The organism is Paenibacillus sp. FSL H7-0716, assembly GCF_038002705.1.
In the GTDB taxonomy this organism is placed as follows: domain Bacteria; phylum Bacillota; class Bacilli; order Paenibacillales; family Paenibacillaceae; genus Paenibacillus_AQ; species Paenibacillus_AQ odorifer.
The window spans coordinates 52,841-74,034 of record NZ_JBBODA010000015.1; the positions used below are offsets into that span (position 1 = coordinate 52,841).

The window sequence follows — 21,194 nt, forward strand, 5'->3', positions numbered from 1 at the left end:
CAATTACTTAATCTGTAATTTATAAATATAGGGAGGTTCAATGATGAGAGCTGATAAATTAAAGCCTGGAGATGAGCTGCGTATTATCTCTCCTTCCAGAAGTTTGTCATTAATCGATGCTCAGCAAAGAAAAATCGCTAAAGAGCAGCTTGAACGGTTAGGTTTTCGGATATCCATTTCAACAAATTCTTTTGAGACGGATGATTTTGTTTCCTCTTCTATTGATTCGAGAATTGAGGATTTGCACGAAGCCTTTTTAGACCCCAAAGTGAAAGGAATATTAACGACCATTGGGGGCTTCAATAGTAACCAGCTGCTGCGTTATATAGATTATTCAATCATTGCAGAGAATCCAAAGCGTTTATGTGGTTATTCGGATATTACTGCACTAAGTAATGCGATTTATGCTCAAACAGGTTTAGTTACATACTCCGGACCGCATTTTTCCACATTCGCGATGCTCCACGATAATGAATATACCATCGAATATTTCCGCAAGCTGATGATGGACAATAAAGAAATTCTAGTGCAGCCTTCCAAGCATTGGAGTGATGATGAGTGGTATCTGGATCAGGAGAACCGGATATTTATTAAAAATGAAGGTCCTTTCATTATCAATGATGGGGAAGCGAAAGGAACGATTATTGGTGGCAATTTATGCACTTTAAATCTTTTGCAGGGAACAGAGTATATGCCAAGTTTAAAAAATTCTATTTTGTTCATTGAGGATGATTATGAGTCAGCACCTGCAACCTTTGATCGAGATCTGCAATCCCTAATTCATCAGCCTGAGTTTGCAGAGGTTAAAGGGTTGGTGATCGGCAGATTCCAAAAAGAATCACGAATGTCCATGAAGCTGCTAACTACAATTATCCACTCAAAAGAAGAATTATCCGATATTCCTGTGATTGCAGACGTGGACTTTGGACATACATCGCCGATGATTACCTTTCCTGTGGGTGGACAAGCAAGCCTTCGTGCATACGGGGCCAGAGTGGAGCTTAGGATAGCGGAGTAGAGATACAATTGCTGAATCAATCCTTTATAATTGAATATGTAGCCTGATTATTAAATATATTTAAAAATTATCTTACCTTCTACAAAAATCGGATTTTTCAGATATAATATATGAGGTGAAATATTACGGAGGTGCAATACATTGACGAATGAGTTAGAACAAACCTATTTGAATTTTTTACAATATATTTTAGATCATGGTGTGAAAAAAGAAGATCGTACAGGAACTGGTACAATTAGTGTATTTGGTTATCAAATGCGATTTGATTTATCAAAAGGCTTCCCGCTGTTTACAACAAAGCGTACACCGTTTCGCTTAATTGCTAGCGAGCTATTGTGGTTTATTAAAGGGGATACCAATATTCGTTATTTATTGAAAAATAATAATCATATTTGGGATGAATGGGCTTTTAAAAGATGGGTTGAATCGGACGAATATACTGGCCCAGATATGACAGACTTCGGGAATCGTTGTTTAGTTGATGAAGATTTTAATCAATTATATCAAGCAGAGATGAAAGCATTCTGTGACCGTGTCTTAGAAGATGATGAGTTTGCTGCGAAATATGGCGAGCTAGGAAATGTTTACGGTAAGCAATGGCGGAATTGGACATCTTCTACTGGCGAATCAATTGACCAATTACAAGACGTTATTCATCAGATCAAAACAAATCCTGATTCTCGGCGTTTAATTGTCAGCGCATGGAATCCGGAAGATGTTATAAATGCTGGGACGAAAGGAAGCAAAGCAGCGTTACCGCCCTGCCACGTGATGTTCCAGTTCTACGTTGCAAATGGTAAACTAAGCTGTCACTTGCTGCAACGCAGTGCGGACTCCTTTCTCGGGGCAAACTTCAATATTCCATCTTACTCCTTACTTACCCATTTAATCGCATACGAATGTGGACTGGAAGTAGGCGAATTTGTATATAGCATTAGTGATGCGCATATCTATTCAAACCATGTTGAGCAAGTGAAAGAGCAATTATCAAGAGAATTAAGAGCATTGCCTACACTGGTTATTAATTCAAAGAAAGAATCAATTTTTGATATTGAACTGGAAGATCTGGTCATTGAGGGGTACAATCCGCATCCTTCGATAAAAGCGCCGATCGCAGTATAACGTAATTCTCAAAAATTAAGATTCGCAAATATAATTTCTGGAAGTATAGTTTTTAATTTAGTTTGGAGAAGGAGGGAACTTCATGAGTGTTAGCTTAATATGGGCAATGGGTGCCAATCATGTCATAGGAAAAGATAACGATATGCCTTGGCATTTGCCACTGGATTTTGCTTATTTTAAAGCAGAAACATTGGGCAAAAGAATGCTAATGGGCCGCAAAACCTGGGATTCGCTCGGAGGCAAGCCCTTAAAGGGCAGAACGAGCCTAATTCTAACAAGGGATACAGATTATTCAGCTGAAGGTGCAGAGGTTCTACACACGCTTGAAGAGGCTCTCAGCGAGGGTAGAAAAGAAGATGAGCTGATGGTGATCGGCGGTGCGGAAATTTATCGCTTGATGTTGCCGTATGCTGACAAGCTAATGTTGACGCAGATCGATCAGGATTTTGAAGGAGATACCCGGTTTCCTGAGATTGACTGGAGGATGTGGAAAGAGGTCTCCAATATTAAGGGAATTCGTGATGAGAAGAATCCGTATGATTACCGTTTTCTTGTTTACGAACGTACGGAATAGCAATAAAACGTTTTCTCTGACATAACATGTGAAATAGTACAAATAATCAGTAGATTTATCCATTACTGTGCAAAAGTGATGAATGTTACTATAATTAAAATTAGAAATGATTATGTATAGGTATAGAATAGAATGTGCAGGTACTTCATTGCGTTGCTGACAACCATACGAAGCCGCAATATGCTACAATGTACTATACTTCAACACGAAGAGAACGGATGGGGGAAACGTAAACATGTCTACACCTACAGGTTTTATGGAGTATAAACGGCAGCTCCCAGGTGATCGGGATCCTGAGCAGCGGGTAAAGGACTGGGAAGAATTCCACCATCATTTATCCGAGGACGAGCTTCGGACACAGGGCGCACGTTGTATGGATTGCGGAACCCCCTATTGCCATACAGGTATCGATATGGCTGGCGGGACCTCAGGTTGTCCAGTACACAATTTAATTCCGGAGTGGAATAACTTGGTGTATCGCGGACTCTGGAAAGAAGCACTGGAACGTCTGCATAAGACAAACAACTTTCCTGAATTCACAGGCAGTATTTGTCCCGCACCCTGTGAAGGCTCTTGCACAGTGGGTCTGATCGGACAGCCGGTAACCATCAAAACAATTGAACTTGCGATCGTTGATAAGGGTTTTGAAGAGGGCTGGGTTATACCTAATCCTCCGGAGAAACGGACTGGCAAAAAAATTGCAATCGTAGGCTCTGGACCTGCTGGACTTGCCGCAGCAGCACAGCTTAACAAGGCTGGACATACTGTAACTGTATTTGAGCGCAGTGACCGCGTTGGCGGACTGCTGACATATGGAATACCTACTATGAAGCTTGATAAAAAAGTTGTACAACGTCGTGTAGATTTGCTGGCTGCGGAAGGGATTAACTTCGTAGTGAACACTGAGATTGGTAAAGACATTCCGGCTCAGCAGCTTGTTGATGAGTATGATGCGGTCGTTCTGTGTGGTGGAGCTACTAAGGCACGCCGTTTCAACATTGAAGGCAGTGAGCTTAAGGGCGTTATGTATGCCATGGATTATTTAAATGGCACGATCAAGAGTTACTTGAATTCCAATCTGGAGGATGGTAACTATGTATCCGCTGAAGGTAAAGATGTAATCGTCTTAGGTGGCGGGGATACAGGATCTGACTGTGTTGCTACAGCGCTTCGTCATGGCTGCGGCAGTATCACTCAATTTGGTACACATGAAAAAGCGCCTCTGCAACGGGATCCGATTGCTAATCCTTGGCCACAATTTCCGAATGTGTACAGCTTGGATTATGCGCAAGAAGAAGCGAAAGCTATTTTTGGCGATGATCCGCGTGAGTTCTCTATCATGACCACTAAATTCGTTGGGGATGAAGAGGGGAATTTGAAGGAGCTTCATACGGTGCAGATCCGCCGGATCGTGGATGAGACAGGTCGTAAAATCTACCAGCCCGTTCCTGGAACAGAAGCTGTATATCCTGCTCAACTCGCTCTAATCGCCATAGGTTTCGATGGTCCGGAGCAAGATATTGTTGAGGAGCTTAATTTGGAGACCGATCGTCGTACCAATGTGAAAGCACGTTACGGCAAATTCAATACGAACGTGGATAAAGTGTTTGCTGCTGGCGATATGCGTCGTGGTCAAAGCTTGGTGGTCTGGGCCATCAATGAAGGTCGTGAAGCTGCACGTGAAGTGGATAAATACCTGATGGGCTCAAGCGTTCTTGTCTAGGCATTAATTCAAGAAGCCGTTTCAAAAGCAGTTTACCTGCTGGAGAAGCGGCTTTTTTTTGGAGCCGACGCTTGACGGAAATATTATTTTCATATAGATTTAATACAATATTTAAATGATAAAAGCATTGACCAAGGACTTACGATCCTAGAAGCGTTAGAACAGAGAGGGAACTCACCGGCTGAAAGGTTCCTCATATACGTGTGGATGGTATCCTGCCTGGGTAGCTGCAGCGTACAACCGCTGCCGGAATCGGCCGTTATTCGATTGAGGATCGCCAAATCAAGTGTAGACTATGTACGGGCTGGCGGTTAAATAAGGGTGGTATCACGACACATTCGTCCCTGACGAATGTGTCTTTTTGCGTTTAGAGCGTTCATTTTTTAGGGAGGGTATAAATATGCGTCAAAGTAATCTTTTATTAACAACTCTGCGGGAGGCACCTTCAGAGGCGGAGGTGAGCAGTCATCAGCTACTGCTGCGTGCGGGATATATCCGCCAATTAGCAGCGGGCGTGTACACTTATTTACCGCTTGGCAGACGTGTTTTACGGAAATTAGAAGCTATTGTGCGGAAGGAGATGGATGTCTCTGGGGCTCAGGAGGTATTGATGCCATCTATGCAGCCTGCGGAGCTCTGGAAAGAATCAGGCAGGTATGAGGTATACGGTAAAGAGCTGATGACGCTGCGGGATCGTCATGAGCGGGAATTCATACTAGGTCCTACACATGAGGAAGTAGTAACCACACTCGTCCGGAATGAGATCAGCTCCTATCGTAAGCTTCCTATTACCGTATATCAGATTCAGACCAAATTCCGTGATGAACGCCGACCACGTTTTGGACTGCTGAGAGGCAGAGAGTTTTTGATGAAGGATGCTTACTCTTTTGACACAAGCCTGGATGGTCTCGATAAATCATATATTCAAATGTTCGAGGCTTATCACCGGGTATTGGAGCGATGTGGATTGAAATTCCGTGCTGTCCATGCGGATTCCGGTGCGATTGGAGGCGAGGGCGGCAGTCATGAATTTATGGCGCTGGCTGAAATTGGAGAGGATACGATTGCTGCATGCTCCGTTTGTGATTATGCGGCCAATCTGGAACAGGCAGAGTCCCTGCGGCCTGTAAAAAATGAGGTTGTCATACAAGTACCGGAGATAGAGAAATTCCTCACTCCTGATTTGCGCACAATTGAGCAACTAGAGCAGGAGCTAGATATCCGGCCAGACCAGATTATCAAAACATTAATCTATGAAGGTGACGGACAGATTTTTGCTGTACTGGTCCGGGGTGATCATGAAGTAAATGAGATTAAGGTAAGTAAATATTTAGGAACGAATGAGATTAAGCTTGCTGACTACGAGGCTGTGAAATCCTTAGCGGGCGTTGAAAGTGGATTTGTAGGACCTGTAGGCTTAACGCTTACTATCCTAGCAGATGTGGCAGTAGCTGGTATGACTCAAGGGATTACAGGGGCGGGAGAAAAAGATTATCACTTCCGTAACGTCGTACCCGGCAGAGATTTTTCGCTTGAGCATGTGGGGGATTTTCGGAATGTAGCAGAAGGTGAAGTTTGTCCGCATTGTTTGGAGGGTATTCTGCATTTTCATCAAGGGATTGAAGTGGGTCATGTCTTCAAATTAGGTACTAAATACAGTGAAAAGCTAGGTGCTTCTTACTTAGATTCTTCAGGCAAAAGTCAACCTATGATTATGGGCTGTTACGGAATTGGTATCTCACGGCTTTTATCCGCTATTGCTGAACAGCATCATGATGAGGATGGATTAATGTGGCCAGCAGCATTGGCACCTTATCAGGTTCATATCTTGATAATGTCCATCAAGGATAGTGAGCAGCGGATGGTTGCCGAAGGTCTCTATGATCAACTAACCAAGCTTGGCATTGAGACTCTGATCGATGATAGGGATGAACGCGCTGGCGTCAAATTTAAAGATTCAAGCTTGATCGGGATCCCTTTATCAATAGTTGTGGGCAAGGAAGCATCTCAGGGAAGAGTAGAGTATCTGGAACGAAACACAGCGGGGAAAGAAGTCTTAGAAATTATGGAAGCTGTGTCTCGGATTAAACAATTCTATTCACCGCTGATATAAATGATCTTTTTTCATTTAATGGGAGTGCCAATGGTCAGGGCAGAAGAGTGTTGCTGGTAATTTTGTGAGAGCATTACCTTTTGCCGCATTGATCTGTGCCTGCGTGAGAAAGAGAGCTTCTGCTAAATTAGCACCTCTGAGGTCAGTATCGCGAAAGTCTGCCCCAATAAGATCGGCACCTCTGAGATCAGCGTCCCTAAGGTCTGCAGCTATTAAATAGGCTCCTCTCAAATTGGCGCCTCTAAGATCGGCTCCTTTGAGCTTAGCTCCTATTAGGTCGGCACCTCGACTGAAATTCTTCGCTGATTTCTTTAGTTTACGGCGAGCCTCAGTTCGTACAAGCTCACTGACCTGCAACAGTAACATATTGATTTGTGCTCGATGAGCGGCAACATCCACTTTTACAAGAGCTTCAGGATTAAGTAAAGTGAGCTGTTCCGTTTCATCGAGAGCTGTTTGCAGCTCAGTATGGATTGTGCGGGTTATTTCTAAGTTCAAAGATTCATGTAAATACCAAAGTAGCTCGTGCAAATGCCACATGATCGGAAATACCTCGAACATCTGCTTCGCAGTTTTCGGCTTTTTCCTCCAGTCTTCTCCAGCATAAGTGACTTGAGAAATCTTTTGCCCAGCTCCAAAACAGTCATAGACCGTACAACCACGATAGCCTAATTCTCTTAGCTCTGTATGTACACCACAGCGAAAGTCCGACTGTAGATTGTGACACGGCTGTCCAGCGTCTTTGTCTCTAGCGAAATCTACGGAAGCAGCAAAAGGTAATGCGGCACAACATAAGCCGAAGCACTGCTCACAATCCGCCTTCAGGGCAGAGAGGCTTCGATCAGAAAAAGGTTCTGTAAATCTGTGATTCTCATACAAGGTTTGTTTCCCTCCGATACATGAATACGCTTATACCAATTTATTTTAAATCAAACGAAAGACTATGAAAAGTCCGGTCGATTAAAAAAAACCGAGGTTAATGTTATAATAGAGTACTGGACCTGTTTTGGACTTAAGAACGAGAAGGTAAGGAGCGAATGTTTTTGAAGACACTGATTATTGCGGAGAAACCGGACATGGGGCGGAATATCGCCGCCGCAATAGAACCAAAGGCTAAAAATTACCGTTCCTATCTTGAAGGGGAGCAGTACATTATTACATGGGCAATAGGGCATCTAATCGGATTGGCTGAGCCGGATGCATATGATGTGAAATACAAAAAATGGAATATTAATGATCTTCCCATTATTCCGGACCAATTCAAGCTGGTTCCTAATGCGCGGACCATTGATCAGCTGAAGGTAATCGGAGAGCTGGCTAAACGAAGCGATCTGCTAGTAAATTCTTGTGACGCCGGGCGAGAAGGCCAGCATATATTTTCGCTCATTCAGCGGCATTTGAAGCTTGAACATCCTGTGAAACGGCTGTGGATTTCCGATTTGACACCAGAGACAATCCGCAAAGGCTTTCAAGAGCTAAAGGATGGGGCGGAATACGAGAATCTTACCAAAGCGGCAAAAGCGCGCAGTGAAGCCGATTGGCTAATCGGTATGAACGGATCACGTGCATTTACTACGAAACATAATGTGCTGCTGTCGGTGGGGAGAGTTCAAACTCCAGTACTTGCACTTATTTATGATCGCCAGAAGACGATTGAGGCGTTCTCATCCCTTAAGTTTTTTGAGGTGGAGGGCCATTTTACACAAAATGAAATGACTTATAAAGGTATGTGGCAGGGTGACCGGCTGACCGATGGTGAGAAGGCGGAGGCGCTGGCTGCCAAGGTCAAAGGAAAACCGGGACGAATTGATTCTTATGAGGTTAAGGAAACGAAAGAGTATCCGAATAAACTGTATGATTTGACGCTGTTGCAGCGGGAGGCGAATGGGAAGTACGCTTTTTCCGCTAAAAAAACACTCGATATCGCACAAGCATTATATGAAAAGCATAAGGTGATATCGTATCCGCGGACGAATTCTAACTATGTTACAGAACAAAATATTCCGGAGATGCATAAGACTTTATCTGCGCTCCAAGGGACGGCTTATGATGAATGGGTGAAAGGTGCGGATCGTAATCTCGTTCATAAAGGAAACAAATTTATCTGCAATCCCGCCAAGGTCGAGGATCACCATGCGATTTTGCCTACATATCGTAAAGCAACAGGGCTTAGTGCGGATGAGGGAAAACTGTATGATTTGATTGTGCGGCGCTTTTTGTCACAGTTCTATCCGGCTGCGGAATACAAAGTGCATACGGTTATGACTGATGTAGAGGATGAAAAGTTCAAAACTACTGTTAAGGAATTATTAAGCCTCGGCTGGAAGGTCATTTACGCGGACCAGAAAAAAGACAAAGCGAAGTCGTCCAAGGGAAAAAACAAGGATGATGAGGAAGACGAAGAGATTGAAGTGAATGAACCGTTCGCACTTGCTCCGACAGATGAAGTGACCTGTAGTGACGCTATCGTTAAAGAGAAAGATACACAGCCGCCAAAACACTATACGGAAGGCACGCTGCTTAGAGCGATGGAAAGTGCCGGAAAGCAGATTGAGGACGAAGAGCTTCGGGATGCTATGAAGGATTCAGGGCTGGGTACTCCAGCCACCCGTGCTGCAACCATTGAACGGCTTAAGAATGTCGGATACATTGAAATGCAAGGTAAAAAAATCGCCATCACGCAAAAAGGACGAACGGCTATTGAACTGATACGTGGAGCGGGCATCGAGCTGTTGACTTCACCTGAAATGACCGGCCAGTGGGAACGACGCTTGAACGAGATATCCAGAGGTACGGCGTCGGACGGACAATTTATGGAGAATGTAAAAAGATTTGCCTGCATGATTGTGGACAAGGTTCGTGTGCAGTCTCGGGCGTCCAAAACTTCTTTTGAAGGGGAAACTCCTTCTGTGAATACAGGGGCTAAAGGTCGGAGCGGTGGAGGTACATCTCGTAAAACCAGCGATAAACCTGCCGCGCCAAGAAAACGTAAACCAGCTAACGAAGAGGGATCAGCAAATTCTGGTCCGAAAATTATCGGAAACTGCCCGCGTCCTGGTTGTGGCGGGATGATTTTTATGGGTAAAAAAGGCTACGGCTGCTCTCATTACAAAGAAGGCTGCAAGTTCGTGATCTGGAAAGAGAACCACGGGCGTACCCTTACAGATACACAAGTAAAGGCATTGATTGAAAAAGGCCGTACGGGTAAGCTGAAGCTTGCGAGCGAAGACGGCACCCCGCTGGAAGGGAAACTTGTGCTTAATAATATGGATACAGGACAATTAACAGTGGAGTCATAGTCTAACTGGAAGTTTGTATGGATCATGAGTGATGGCATCACATTTGCATGTACGAAGCCGCTAGCGGACACAGATGACCCTAAACGCGGGAATACGTCCTTTTGGACTGCTATCGGACCGCATAGTCGTTATTGGCATAAAAAGGGCTATATATGCACCGCTTGCGGGAGAATAGCAGCACTGGAGTCCGCAAACTTGCTCCAATGGCAATAAATTCGCCAATAGCGTCAGCTGGGTCCGTAGTCAAGACAATTAGTCGGACTCGCCCTATATGGGATATGGTTTCGGTGTCGGCTGTGGGAGACTATATATTTTACACATAAAATTCATTATTTAAAGAGTGAAGGACATACCAAAGAAAATAAAATGTTAGACTATATTTGTTGGTTTAACACGGTTTCTGAGTTTGCAAATTGTCAACTTTTAATTAATAAGTTTTAGACTGACTCATTAAAAGAAGCAGCGGCAGAACAAGACTTGATAAATAAGTCTTAGACTGCCGCGGTTGTTTTTAACTAACGTTTCCCGTTAGTTCAATAAATCTTAACCTCAATCCACGTGGCTCAACTTACCCGTCAGATCAATTGATTTTCAATCCTATGATAAAATACTTATAAATCCCACTATAGCCAAATGACCAAAGCGGATATAATCTTACTCTAAATTACTGGAGGTAGCGCTCCGTACTCGGCCCACTGCTCTTTTGTCGGGCCGTATAGATCGGGCACACGAAGGCCTGCCTGACGCATCAGGACTGTCATCTGACCACGATGATGAATCTCATGCTTTACGAGAATATCCAGCATTAAGCCGTTTGGCCATTGATCACCATACATATCGCTCATGATAAGCAGATTCTCATCTTTCCAACTGGACTGTATAGCATCAAGGAATGCTTGTGAGGTCCTCTTATAGACTGACGCGATGTCTGCTGCCGAAGCTGGCACCGGCATATCTTCGTCCGGTCCTTCGAAAGACAGTCCCGTCCGAGATGGCATTTCGTGTAACGTCTGTACAAGGTGCCATGCAACACGTCCAAGCGTTCTATGATCGCTTGTTATCTGTTGGTCAAGAGACTTATCGGTCAGCATCTCCAGTGTCCGCATTGTTGCTTCCGTTTCATTCTGCCAAGTTGCGGCAAAATCTTTAATGTGTTTATACATATCCAACATCTCCTTTTTGTAATGGAATCAAGTTTATTATACCGAACACTAGTTCGCAAGTAAATATTTACATTTACATAAACTACTCCGGTTAACCAAACGAAGCTACCGAAAATCATTGCGCTAATCCCGAAATGAAATAAACTACGTAGGGTTAATATTTTTGATCATTTTGTTTACGCTAGCCTGCCCGTTAATTGAACAAACGCAGCCTAACGTGTTTGAGCTAACGTGTCCCGTTAGCGTATTGTAAATCACTGGAAGTGATGAAACGCAGCTTAGTTCTTCAACCCTCCCTACTGGTTTGTGGCAATTGACCTCCGAAGTCTTTTTCCTTCATTCTTATACCCAATATGATAAAAGCGACATAGATTAGTATGGAAATCGAATCGATTAACGTATCCATAAGTGCCGAAACATCATAAAATGCTGTTACTCCGAGAATGACCATCAGACGAACGAGCAGAAGTGACGCGATTGTCCATGCAGCAGACCGAATCTTCGATCGCTCGCTTTGAAATGACAGAATAATGAATATAATACCGAAGACCAGATTCTCTGCGGTGATAATGTGCCAGACATACGTAAAAATTATCCGTGTATCCATGGCTATATCATTCACAAGGAGCGTCGGCAGTACAGCAGATTGCCCGTTCCAAGCGTGCGTAACAGCAAACAGTATCGCAAGAACGCCAGCAATCAGATAATAATAATTCTTAATTTTGATGTCCATCACAATCCTCCTTAGTTATTCCAGGATCCTTCCTGTGAAGATCCCGGTAAATCTCCCGAACGAACACTGCAAGCCGCTGGTCACTTTCATGATTAAAGTCCCTTACCGCTTCAACGGCTACGTCGAGCAACCGACTGACCTTTTCAAGATGTGCAATTTTTTTTTGTGTTTCTGCTTTTTTGGCATCAAGGAATTCAGCGACCTCCTGGTAATAAGCAGGATCTACACTTTGCATTCTGTGGAACTGAAACTTCCCCTTGATTTCTTCTAGAGAAAAGTCCGCATACTGCATGATTTGAATATTCATCAAATCGACAAGGTCTTCCTTTGAATACCTACGGTAAGAATTGTGTCCCCTGGACGGCGATACGATTCCAATACGGTCATAGTACCGAAGCGTATCCTTCGGAATACCAAGTATCTTAGAAACCTCTTTTATAGAATATTGTTTTTCCATGCATTTACAATAACATTGGAGTAAACTCCAATGTCAATTCTTTTTTACACGGTATTCAGGTAATCTGCCCGTTAGCTTATGAAACGCCTGCCAGTCTAATACTTTATTTTCTCTGAACAACTTGTGCACACAAGATATAATGATTACGTAGGGGGCTGATCTTCACTCTTTTTCTATCCTGTGGGATAAATCCAGAGGTTACATTTTGATAGGGTAGTATAGTCACTTCTAGAATGAAAGGAAGGTTGACATCATGGGAATGCGTGGATATTACTTCGCTATGGATGACAATCTAGTGCAGCAAATTATTGCAGGCGACATTGCATTGAATAGCTTGAAAATAGATGATTATCCCGGACTGGACGTTGATAGATCCTGGGAGGCGATTCACTACTTGCTTTGTGGAGCTATTTCCGATGGAGATGCCCCTCTTGGTTATGTTGTTCCGCTGACATCAGACAAAGGCCTCGATTTTGGCTCATTCGGGGCGTTTTCCTTACGTGCCGAGCAAGTTGCAGAAGCGCATCAGGCTATTTCTGAGCTGGATGAAGCTCCGCTCCGCTTGCGGTATGATTTCCCGGCCATGGTCAAGGAAGAAGTATATCCTCTTGAACCTGATATTGTTTCAGACGAGGATAAAGATGCGTTCTTTGCCTACCTGCTACAGCATTTTAACGAAATCCGGCGTTTCTACAGCCAAGCTGTAGCCGAGGGCAAAGGCCTCATCTTTTATATTTTCTGATTCTAACCAAAAGACGATATACGTCTACTGATTCCATTGAGCGCGATAAAAAACAGAGCCTTGGACTGATGAAGATTATGACGATTAGAGAAAATAAATGACCCATTACGGGAAACGGTAGGTTCAATTAATCGATGAGACGAAGAGGGGGAAACGAAAATGAAGACGATCAAGTGCATGATGGACCACCTGTACTGGGCGGATGCAAGAATACTGGAAGCGCTCGAGGAGAGTGAGATGAAGAACAAGGATCTTCTTAAGCTGGTTCGGCATGTCGCGGTTGCGGAACGAGTCTGGTTGTCCCGATTGCAGGGCAAGGGCAGTTCGCAATATTCGTTGTGGGAGGAAGCAGAAGACCTGAAGGCGATCCGAACGATGTTCGAAGAAAACGCCGAGCAATATCGTGTGTATATCGAAGGGCTCGAGGAATTTGATTTGGACGTGATGGTCGAATATGCGAACCAGAACGGAGTCCCGTTCCAAACGTCCGTCCGGGACATCCTGTCACAGGTCATTTTACATGGGCAATATCACCGGGGACAGATCAACCGGGCATTTCGGATCGAATTGGCAGAGCCTGTCCAAGTCGATTACATCACGTTCGCGAGACTCTAACAGAGTCTAATCATCACTATTACCCGCAATGAGATGGGCATGGAACTCCCCCGAAATGAACTAGTTTACTCACACAGTCTCATGAATTTGCAGGATTCCACCTTAAGCTAAATATGAGATAAGAAGGAAACAGAGGAGGGGTGGCTTAGAACAACTATAAGGGCATATGAGATTAAAGGTGAAATGTTGATATTACAAGGCGAGTTAAGGGGAAAATATCCTCTCTTTTCCGCAAGTAGAATCAAGCAATGCAAATTCCATTACTCTACAATGACTATAGAGTGGTTGAAACGAGGTGAACAAACCGATTGTACAAGTGGCACAAGCAAATCCAAATAATCGTTAATGAAATTGACGAGTGTATTAAGAATCGTAACAGTGAAGCAATAACGCTACGATTTCTTTCTCACAAGTTAGGTTATTCCGAATTTCATACTACGAGAAAATTCAAGGAAATATCGGGTATGCAATTTAGGGATTATCTACGGCATAGAAAATTAGCCTTTGCACTAAAAGAGGTTCGGGATAGTGAAAAAAGCATTTTGGATATTGCTTTTGATTATGGTTTTTCATCACATGAAGCTTTTACCAGGGCTTTCAAGGGAACATATGGTGTAACTCCAAGTGATTACCGGAAAAAGCCTATGCCTGTCACCCTTCGTACAAAAATAAACTCTTTCGACCGCTACTTTTTCGGATTTGGAGAGATTGGTATGATGAAATCTACAGATGATCTTAACATTTATTTTGTAACCATTCCCACTCACAAATTTTTGCACATTAAAAACTATGAGAGTAATGGATATTGGGATTTCTGGCAAAAGCAAAGTCTTATTACAGGACAGGACTGCGAAACAATTTGCGGCTTACTCGATAGTATCAAGGGCAAATTGGATGACGATGGCGGGAGTGAAACTAACGGTGGCAGCGGTCAGATTATGGCTTACATTAATGACCCGGATGGCAGACTCTGCGATTGGGGTATTCCACGTACAGAGTGTTTTGGTGTACGTCTTCCTTTTGATTATAAAGGTGAAGTACCACCACAAATGCTTATGATTGATGTTCTCGAAGCCGAGTATATTGTTTTTGAACATGGGCCATTCAATTATGAACAGGAAAATCGTAGTGTAGAGGAAAAGATGGAAAGGGCAATGGCAACTTTTAATTTTGCAGACACTGGTTACTGCTTTGATACTTCCCCTGGGAGAATCATTTACGTTTATCACGATCCGGAGCGGTTTTTGAAGTATATCAGGCCAGTAGTGAAGTTGACCTCCAAGCTAATCGAAACAGATTAAGCAGGTGCTATGTGTTGATGAAGAAAATAAGCAGACTGTGGTGTAGTCTCCACAATCATATAGTTGCATGATTAGTTGGATTAGCTGCTTTAGAAGCAATATAAGTTTAAAGGTCCCTATTGTTATTTGAGTGGTTGACAGAATATTCCTATTATCTTATATAGCGGATATCCGAATCAAAAAATCACCTCAGAGCTGTCCCGCGAATTATAGTAGATTGGACCGGGATTCTACCGTTACAAAGAAGCATCGTTGTTGGACGATGGCTAAGAGGGCGTTTATTATAAACGTCAATCAGGGTGGTAACGCGGAGCAACTCCGTCCTTAATGGGATGGGGTTTTTGCGTCTTCATAACTTAATTATTAAATTGGCAGGTGAAAAATCAACAAACCGTAAGAAGAACGATTGGTTCGAAAAATCCGGAAATACGTTGAGCAGATGAAAGGGGGATATTGCAATGCAATTCAAATTGTATACGGATGTGCATGAGTTTTACAATGATACCTATGGTATGCTGATGCGTCATGAAGCACAAAATTTGATTCCTCTTGGCAATATTATAATTGGACATGAAGGAAAAGACAAAACAGACTGGCGTGACCCTGTAAATTGGCTTATGGTAACTATTTCGGATGCTAAGGGCATACAACTTACCGCCATAATGACACCGCCACACAATATTACACTTTATGCAACAGACAACATAATTAATCCAGAAGCTATAAACTGTCTGATAGATGGGCTGAAAGACCGTGAAATTCCAGGTGTGATGACCGAAAAAAACTTGGCAGATTATTTTGCCAAGGAATATACCTTGCGCAAGGGAATAACCTTTAAAACAATGATGAGCCAACGTATATATGAACTTACAGCAGTAAATCCAGACATTCAAAAGGTTGGTGTCGTTCGATTGTTAGATGATAAGGATATTCATTTTTTCCCTTACTGGGCTGAAGCATTTTATGCAGCGGGGAGTTATGGTAAAACAGAAATGTCCATTCCGCAAGATGCAGGCCCTTACCTCTACCGAATAGCATCGAAGAAACTCTATATTTTAGAGGACAACGGGATACCCGTATCTATGGCAGGATATACAAGGGAAATGCAGACGGCTATTGGCGTGGCATTTGTTTATACCCCTCCATATGAGCGCGGAAAGGGTTACGCTACTTCAATTGTGGCGCAAATAAGCCAACTTGCGTTGGATAAAGGGTTTACTAAGTGCGTCTTATATACGGACTTAGCAAATCCCACATCTAATAGCATCTATCAAAAGATAGGCTATATGCCAATTTGTGATTCGCTCCAGTTAAAATTCGAATAGTAGAATGATGCGGACAGAACTTCTACTACTTTAGAAAATAAGAGCAGAATATTCACTTTACGACGGCGCGTTATGGTGATGTAGGTTCAACAGATTTTGTTGCAAAGGACCTCTTGGATTGAAGATCCTGAAGGTCGACTGATCGAGCTTTGGGAGAATATAGAGTTCCAACCAAATCCAACTGTATAACTCCAGGGTTGACGAGTTATAAAAAAAATGAGTTGACACAAAAGTAGTTAGGGACCATACTACATATATGAACAACAATAATAAAAAAATAAACGACATTGAGGCTATTCCCTCGCTTGTACAATCCAAGCGTCAGATTGATCGTTACAACCTAGACATAGACGCACAGGCTATACTCGTCGCGTCTAGGCTAATGGCAGCGGGAGCCATGCTTGGACACGCCTCTGAGATTCATTTCTCTAGATTCGGTTTATCAACAGGGCGTTATCGTTTATTGGCAGATCTTGAAGATAACGAAGGAGAAGAGTTGCCTTCGCAATTAGCGGAGCATCTAGGCGTTACACGTGCTACAGTGACTGGTCTTATCGACATTCTTGAACGAGATGGGCTAGTATCTCGGCGATTAAGCTCAGACGATGGCCGCCAGAAATCAGTCGTTTTAACGGAAGAAGGAGCGAAGAAGCTCCGTGAAATGGCTCCTGAGCATTTCGCTCGGCTTGAAGCAATGGTGGGGTTGCTCAACATCGAAGAACGCAGCTTATTTCTCGATTTGCTGGGTCGAGTTACACAGGGCATTTCAGCACTTACGGGCGAATTAGGCTCGAAACCAAAGGGAAACATCAGTAATGAGTAGAATTGGGCTAGTGAAGCTAGCCTATTTTTACTCTTATATAGTTAGGCACCTAATTATAATTCGCTGAAATCAATCGTTGAACTATTTCAAAGAAGAAGGGAGCAACTAAATGAACCAGATGAAATACCCGAATCAGACAGATGATGTTTACAGCATCAAGGCTGTTGGTTCCAAGAAAAAGACTTTTGTACTATGGCGTGAAGTTGTAATGGCCTATGCTGCTCCTGCCATTATGGCAGGTATCGGGGGATTGGTTACTGTAGATAGGGGGCTTCAAATAGCGGCATTGACTACTATTGGCGGTGCATCGGCCTTGATGGCCTTGATGATTGGACTTTTGTTGCACAGCCGAGTGGGCCGTTTGCGATGGGTCATCGGTGCGCCTCACTTGGTTGTGGTAGGGGTATTCGCAATGGCCGGGTCCTCATTTGGGCTATACGCTGCATGGGTGACATCTGTTGTAGTAGAAATTATGATTCCGAGCAATCACTTGGCCTGGGTAAATCGTGTCTGGATCGATTTCCCGTTGTCTGGATTCATAGCGAGCACGATAGTGACATGGCGGTGGCGACTTGCCTTCACAACTAATTTTTCATCCAAAAGGAGAAGATAAAAATGATAGTTATTATCGGAGCAACAGGTACGATTGGAAGTGTGCTTTTGGAACGTTTGGTTGATCTTGGCGTACCTGTCAGGGCGCTGAGCAGAGAGCCAGAGAAGTTGCGTGATCAAATCGGAGAGAAAGGCCGATCGACTACTGAGGTCGCAAGGGTAGATGCTTCCGATCCTGAATCGCTGCGACGTGTGTTTACAGGTGCTAGCCAGCTCTTCCTTGCCATGTCCAACAGTCCAAGACAAATCGAATTGGAAACCTCAATCATTCAGATTGCCACCGAATCTGGAATCAAACATATCGTAAAAATATCCAGTCCAGCTTATGAGCAGAGCTCTCCAGTGGCAGTGGCGGGCTGGCATCAAGAAATTGAGAACACGTTGAGGGAATCGGGTATCACCCATACCGTATTGCGCCCTTATGCGTTCATGCAAAATTTAATGCGCTTTGCACCAACGATCACAACCCAAAATGTTTTCTTCGGCTCTATGGGCGTTTCACCGTGTAACTTTATTGACTGTCGCGATATTGCAGACGTTGCCGCAGAAGTTCTGACCAACCACAAGGTATCAGGCCATATATATACGCTTACTGGTTCGGAGATTTTCAGTTATCCCCAGATCGCGAGTCGACTATCTGCCCTGCTTAATCGGCCGATAAGTTACATCAACATGGAACCTCAAGTACTACTCCGTAATCTTATTGAGCATGGGAATCTGCCTCCTTGGCTCGCGAACCACGTTGTGGAAATTCAAACCATGTCTAGGATGGTGCCAGAAAGTCCAAATGACACTGTGAAGCGTTTGCTCGGCAGAGATCCACGCACACTAGACGCCTTTCTACATGAGTGTGTAGATAATTTCCGGTAGAGGCGGAGTCCACCTATTCTGATATTTGTATCGATAGCAGTATTTTATTCCGATTCCCATATCTCAATGGTTCAGAGTGTATCCCAAAGGTCTTAAAATGACTGCTGGGATACACTCTTTTTATTATGTTCTATGGAACTCATAGAACTTGTTCTTCTATAGCATTTATAACAGCAATACAAGAAATAAGCTAAAATTCGTCAATAAGTTAGTGTTATTTACGAAATAAAACTAAAAAAGCTAATAAAATATTAACTAAAAGTTCATATTCAACAAATAAGTTATATTAATTATAACTAGTTATGCTAACTAACGTAACATTTTTTCTTGACAATCTTTGTGGAAAATTTTAGAATGTAAGCGATTACTCTTAGTTTTCTAAGTGAAATTCAAAAGAAGACATTCGAAACTTCACAAACAAACATCTGAGTTTAAATTTAGGGGGGCAAAACATGAGAAGGTGAAGGATAACATCATAGATAACAAAAAATAAAATGTTATTTTTTAGATTCATGACTATGTACGAGGGGGTTCACTTGAGGATGAAAAAAAAGAACGCGTTCTTAGCTCTACTTCTGTCATTTTCTTTGTTATCTGTGACTGCTTGCAGTAATTCCTCTAATAGTGCCAATGAGAACGGTAAAAATGCTGCAGGCAATAGCAATACTTCGGTAAAAGCAACCAGTGATGTAGGTCAAACGGCAGTTAAGAATGAAGGCGCTTCTGATCTTGAAATTAAAGCGGGAAGTTCGGTAACCGTTTTCAATCCAAAGATCCCGACGCTCGATCCTACACAATGGCAAGGACAAATTCTGGTAGGGCAAGGAACTTTGCTCGAAGGGCTTTATGGCTACAATCAGGATAATGAAATCGTTCCGAAAATTGCGACAGGTTATACCGTCTCCGATGACAAAAAAACTTGGACATTTACCCTCCGTAAAGATGCCAAATGGTCAAACGGCGATCCAGTAACCGCCCATGATTTTTATTTTTCTTATATGTATCAATTGGATCCAGCTAACACAACCGCACAACTTTGGCTAAGTGTACTTAATTTTGTGAAGAACGGATATGCATACCATGCCGGATCAGTAAGTAAAGAAGAAGTTGGTCTAAAAGTAGTTGATGATTACACGCTGGAAATTACGACCACGCTGCCTCACGCTATTCTGGGGGATATGGTTCTTTCCGGGTCGATGCCTATGAATCCTAAAGCGGTCGAAGCGAACCCTGGTAAGTGGTTTGAACCGGGGAATTTTGTGAGCAATGGCCCTTACATGGTTAAATCTTTTACACCTAACGGTGAACTCGTCATGGTGAGCAATCCGAATTATGTAGGTGCAGCTGGCCAGCTTAATCACGGTAATGTAGAGACCATCCATGTTCTTCCGGCAACAACTGTGCCGGTGGAGGATTATATGTCCGGCCATGCGGATGTCGTTCTAATCCAAAGCGCGTCTGATTTACAATACGTGAAGAAAACGGATGAGCTAAAGTCCCAGCTGTATACTGCAGCGACATATGCGATCAAATATTTGCTCTGGAGCAACCCGACAACGGAATCTCCATATGACAAAAAAGAGGTGCGCCAGGCTATCGCTAAAGCGATCCAGCGTAAACCGATCGTAGAATCGGTGCTGAACGGCATGGGCGGTGCGACCAATATCTTTGCTTCTCCAGGCTGGCCAACGGAAAAACTGGAGCAAGGACTTCCGGAAGATCTGGAGGCAGCCAAACAATTGTTGAAGGATGCCGGTTATGAAGGCGGTAAAGGTCTGCCAACCTTATCGCTGTATGTTGGGGTCAAGCAAGTAGATGCTCAGGGTGAACAAATTGCTTTGGCGCTAGGTCAATTACTCCAACAAAATCTTGGCATCAAAACAGAGCTAGTTCAGCTCAATGAGGCGCAGTTTAACGCTTATCAGTACAGCGGACCTCAGGGCGACGCAAAACCAGGCTTTATCCTGGCGTCGGGCGCAACCAACTGGAGTGAACCAGGAAGTTTGGACATGGGTGCAACGCAGCAACTATATTCCATAGGAACACTGGATGCCCCGTTAGAAGCTACGAAACAATTCGTGGCTTGGACCAAGGAAACTTATTATAAACCGGCCATTGAAAAATATGGGGATCCGGATAATAAGAACGCCGGTGTGGAATGGAGCGACTGGGCAGCATTAGAAAAAGCTGCTAAAGAGGATATCGCCTTCTTGGATAAATGGACAGCAGAGCAGCCTGCGGATTGGCAGCCTTATTTGAAACAACCGGGGCTTCCAACGGCCGCTGAACAATGGCAACAGATTGTAGACCTTTGGAAAAACGCTAAAAATAGCGATGAAAAACATGCCGCCTTTGTAACCGCTTGGACCTTCGTAGCACCAAATGCGCCAGGTGGCAAGTTGAATCAAAATGCTCTTGATGTACAGGTATACTACAACAGCTATCAATCTGATACCTTAAGAGATTTGAGAATGTGGCAAGCGCAATTCGTAAATGCGCTGACCGTCGAAGACGCTGCTCCTATCGCGGCTAAGGTAGTTAATAACCTGCTCGAGGAAGCTTATGCTGTTCCGTTATATTATCAACAGCAATACTTCTTGGTAAAACCCGGCATTACAGGAGTGCAATCAAATCCTTGGGCATGGGGCAACTTCTATGGGCTGCATCTTTTATCTGTAGAATAATCCTAAATGGGTTGAATAAT

The 21,194-nt window shown here is 43.4% G+C and carries 18 protein-coding genes; 14 read left to right on the plus strand and 4 right to left on the minus strand.

Going from position 1 to position 21,194, the window contains the following annotated elements:
- The first annotated feature begins 43 nt into the window (after positions 1-43).
- The 5 genes from MHH60_RS18955 to MHH60_RS18975 all read left to right on the plus strand — a co-directional run bounded on the left by MHH60_RS18955 (position 44) and on the right by MHH60_RS18975 (position 6,550).
- The gene (locus MHH60_RS18955) at positions 44-1,018 is read left to right on the plus strand and encodes a S66 family peptidase (protein ID WP_076133762.1); all 975 of its coding nucleotides are present in this window, start codon (positions 44-46) and stop codon (positions 1,016-1,018) included.
- A gap of 141 nt (positions 1,019-1,159) precedes the next feature.
- Complete coding sequence (locus MHH60_RS18960; RefSeq protein ID WP_076133761.1) at positions 1,160-2,140, plus strand: thymidylate synthase; 981 nt, start codon at positions 1,160-1,162, stop codon at positions 2,138-2,140.
- Between the two features lie 82 nt (positions 2,141-2,222).
- Positions 2,223-2,714, plus strand: coding sequence for a dihydrofolate reductase (locus MHH60_RS18965; RefSeq protein WP_076133760.1), 492 nt, complete (start codon positions 2,223-2,225; stop codon positions 2,712-2,714).
- Positions 2,715-2,949: 235 nt separating this feature from the next.
- Entirely contained in the window at positions 2,950-4,437 is a 1,488-nt protein-coding gene (locus tag MHH60_RS18970) for a glutamate synthase subunit beta (protein ID WP_076133759.1), read from the plus strand.
- Between the two features lie 400 nt (positions 4,438-4,837).
- Complete coding sequence (locus MHH60_RS18975; protein WP_076133758.1) at positions 4,838-6,550, plus strand: proline--tRNA ligase; 1,713 nt, start codon at positions 4,838-4,840, stop codon at positions 6,548-6,550.
- Between the two features lie 15 nt (positions 6,551-6,565).
- Here MHH60_RS18975 and MHH60_RS18980 read toward each other — a convergent pair whose 3' ends face one another.
- Entirely contained in the window at positions 6,566-7,429 is an 864-nt protein-coding gene (locus MHH60_RS18980; RefSeq protein ID WP_076133757.1) for a pentapeptide repeat-containing protein, read from the minus strand.
- 164 nt (positions 7,430-7,593) lie between these two features.
- On the opposite strand from MHH60_RS18980, the gene MHH60_RS18985 reads away from it, so the two are divergent.
- The gene (locus tag MHH60_RS18985) at positions 7,594-9,849 is read left to right on the plus strand and encodes a type IA DNA topoisomerase (RefSeq protein WP_076133894.1); all 2,256 of its coding nucleotides are present in this window, start codon (positions 7,594-7,596) and stop codon (positions 9,847-9,849) included.
- A 659-nt stretch (positions 9,850-10,508) separates the two neighbouring features.
- Here MHH60_RS18985 and MHH60_RS18990 read toward each other — a convergent pair.
- From MHH60_RS18990 to MHH60_RS19000, 3 genes are all read right to left on the minus strand, one after another.
- Positions 10,509-11,012: a DinB family protein gene (locus MHH60_RS18990; protein ID WP_076133756.1), complete on the minus strand. Its 504-nt coding sequence runs from the start codon at positions 11,010-11,012 to the stop codon at positions 10,509-10,511.
- Between the two features lie 286 nt (positions 11,013-11,298).
- Positions 11,299-11,745: a hypothetical protein gene (locus MHH60_RS18995; protein WP_179088862.1), complete on the minus strand. Its 447-nt coding sequence runs from the start codon at positions 11,743-11,745 to the stop codon at positions 11,299-11,301.
- Complete coding sequence (locus tag MHH60_RS19000; protein ID WP_076133755.1) at positions 11,729-12,202, minus strand: MerR family transcriptional regulator; 474 nt, start codon at positions 12,200-12,202, stop codon at positions 11,729-11,731. The genes MHH60_RS18995 and MHH60_RS19000 overlap by 17 nt, the downstream gene beginning before the upstream one ends.
- 253 nt (positions 12,203-12,455) lie before the next feature.
- Here MHH60_RS19000 and MHH60_RS19005 point away from each other — a divergent pair, with 253 nt between their 5' ends.
- The 8 genes from MHH60_RS19005 to MHH60_RS19040 all read left to right on the plus strand — a co-directional run bounded on the left by MHH60_RS19005 (position 12,456) and on the right by MHH60_RS19040 (position 21,174).
- Entirely contained in the window at positions 12,456-12,944 is a 489-nt protein-coding gene (locus MHH60_RS19005; protein ID WP_076133754.1) for a YfbM family protein, read from the plus strand.
- A 159-nt stretch (positions 12,945-13,103) separates the two neighbouring features.
- Positions 13,104-13,559: a DinB family protein gene (locus MHH60_RS19010; RefSeq protein WP_076133753.1), complete on the plus strand. Its 456-nt coding sequence runs from the start codon at positions 13,104-13,106 to the stop codon at positions 13,557-13,559.
- Between the two features lie 308 nt (positions 13,560-13,867).
- A complete protein-coding gene (locus MHH60_RS19015) occupies positions 13,868-14,860 on the plus strand; it encodes a helix-turn-helix transcriptional regulator (RefSeq protein WP_076133752.1) in 993 nt (330 codons plus the stop codon).
- 458 nt (positions 14,861-15,318) lie between these two features.
- Positions 15,319-16,185, plus strand: a complete 867-nt coding sequence (locus tag MHH60_RS19020; protein ID WP_076133751.1) for a GNAT family N-acetyltransferase — start codon at positions 15,319-15,321, stop codon at positions 16,183-16,185.
- Between the two features lie 256 nt (positions 16,186-16,441).
- Positions 16,442-17,008 (plus strand): MarR family winged helix-turn-helix transcriptional regulator, encoded by a 567-nt coding sequence (locus MHH60_RS19025; protein WP_076133750.1) that lies wholly within the window; start codon positions 16,442-16,444, stop codon positions 17,006-17,008.
- A gap of 109 nt (positions 17,009-17,117) precedes the next feature.
- A complete protein-coding gene (locus tag MHH60_RS19030; protein WP_172628827.1) occupies positions 17,118-17,621 on the plus strand; it encodes a hypothetical protein in 504 nt (167 codons plus the stop codon).
- A gap of 2 nt (positions 17,622-17,623) precedes the next feature.
- Entirely contained in the window at positions 17,624-18,490 is an 867-nt protein-coding gene (locus tag MHH60_RS19035) for an SDR family oxidoreductase (protein WP_076133749.1), read from the plus strand.
- Between the two features lie 542 nt (positions 18,491-19,032).
- Positions 19,033-21,174, plus strand: a complete 2,142-nt coding sequence (locus tag MHH60_RS19040) for a peptide ABC transporter substrate-binding protein (protein ID WP_076133748.1) — start codon at positions 19,033-19,035, stop codon at positions 21,172-21,174.
- Positions 21,175-21,194 lie beyond the last annotated feature (20 nt).

Excerpts from the sequence above, each read along its gene's own strand:
- MHH60_RS19030 (WP_172628827.1), top strand. The coding sequence starts at position 17,118 with ATGAACCAGATGAAATACCCGAATCAGACAGATGATGTTTACAGCATC.
- MHH60_RS18970 (WP_076133759.1), top strand. The coding sequence starts at position 2,950 with ATGTCTACACCTACAGGTTTTATGGAGTATAAACGGCAGCTCCCAGGT.
- MHH60_RS19000 (WP_076133755.1), bottom strand. The coding sequence starts at position 12,202 with ATGGAAAAACAATATTCTATAAAAGAGGTTTCTAAGATACTTGGTATT.
- MHH60_RS18975 (WP_076133758.1), top strand. The coding sequence starts at position 4,838 with ATGCGTCAAAGTAATCTTTTATTAACAACTCTGCGGGAGGCACCTTCA.
- MHH60_RS18995 (WP_179088862.1), bottom strand. The coding sequence starts at position 11,745 with ATGGACATCAAAATTAAGAATTATTATTATCTGATTGCTGGCGTTCTT.
- MHH60_RS18955 (WP_076133762.1), top strand. The coding sequence starts at position 44 with ATGAGAGCTGATAAATTAAAGCCTGGAGATGAGCTGCGTATTATCTCT.
- MHH60_RS18990 (WP_076133756.1), bottom strand. The coding sequence starts at position 11,012 with ATGTATAAACACATTAAAGATTTTGCCGCAACTTGGCAGAATGAAACG.
- MHH60_RS18965 (WP_076133760.1), top strand. The coding sequence starts at position 2,223 with ATGAGTGTTAGCTTAATATGGGCAATGGGTGCCAATCATGTCATAGGA.
- MHH60_RS19040 (WP_076133748.1), top strand. The coding sequence starts at position 19,033 with ATGAAAAAAAAGAACGCGTTCTTAGCTCTACTTCTGTCATTTTCTTTG.
- MHH60_RS19025 (WP_076133750.1), top strand. The coding sequence starts at position 16,442 with ATGAACAACAATAATAAAAAAATAAACGACATTGAGGCTATTCCCTCG.
- MHH60_RS19005 (WP_076133754.1), top strand. The coding sequence starts at position 12,456 with ATGGGAATGCGTGGATATTACTTCGCTATGGATGACAATCTAGTGCAG.
- MHH60_RS19035 (WP_076133749.1), top strand. The coding sequence starts at position 17,624 with ATGATAGTTATTATCGGAGCAACAGGTACGATTGGAAGTGTGCTTTTG.
- MHH60_RS19010 (WP_076133753.1), top strand. The coding sequence starts at position 13,104 with ATGAAGACGATCAAGTGCATGATGGACCACCTGTACTGGGCGGATGCA.
- MHH60_RS19020 (WP_076133751.1), top strand. The coding sequence starts at position 15,319 with ATGCAATTCAAATTGTATACGGATGTGCATGAGTTTTACAATGATACC.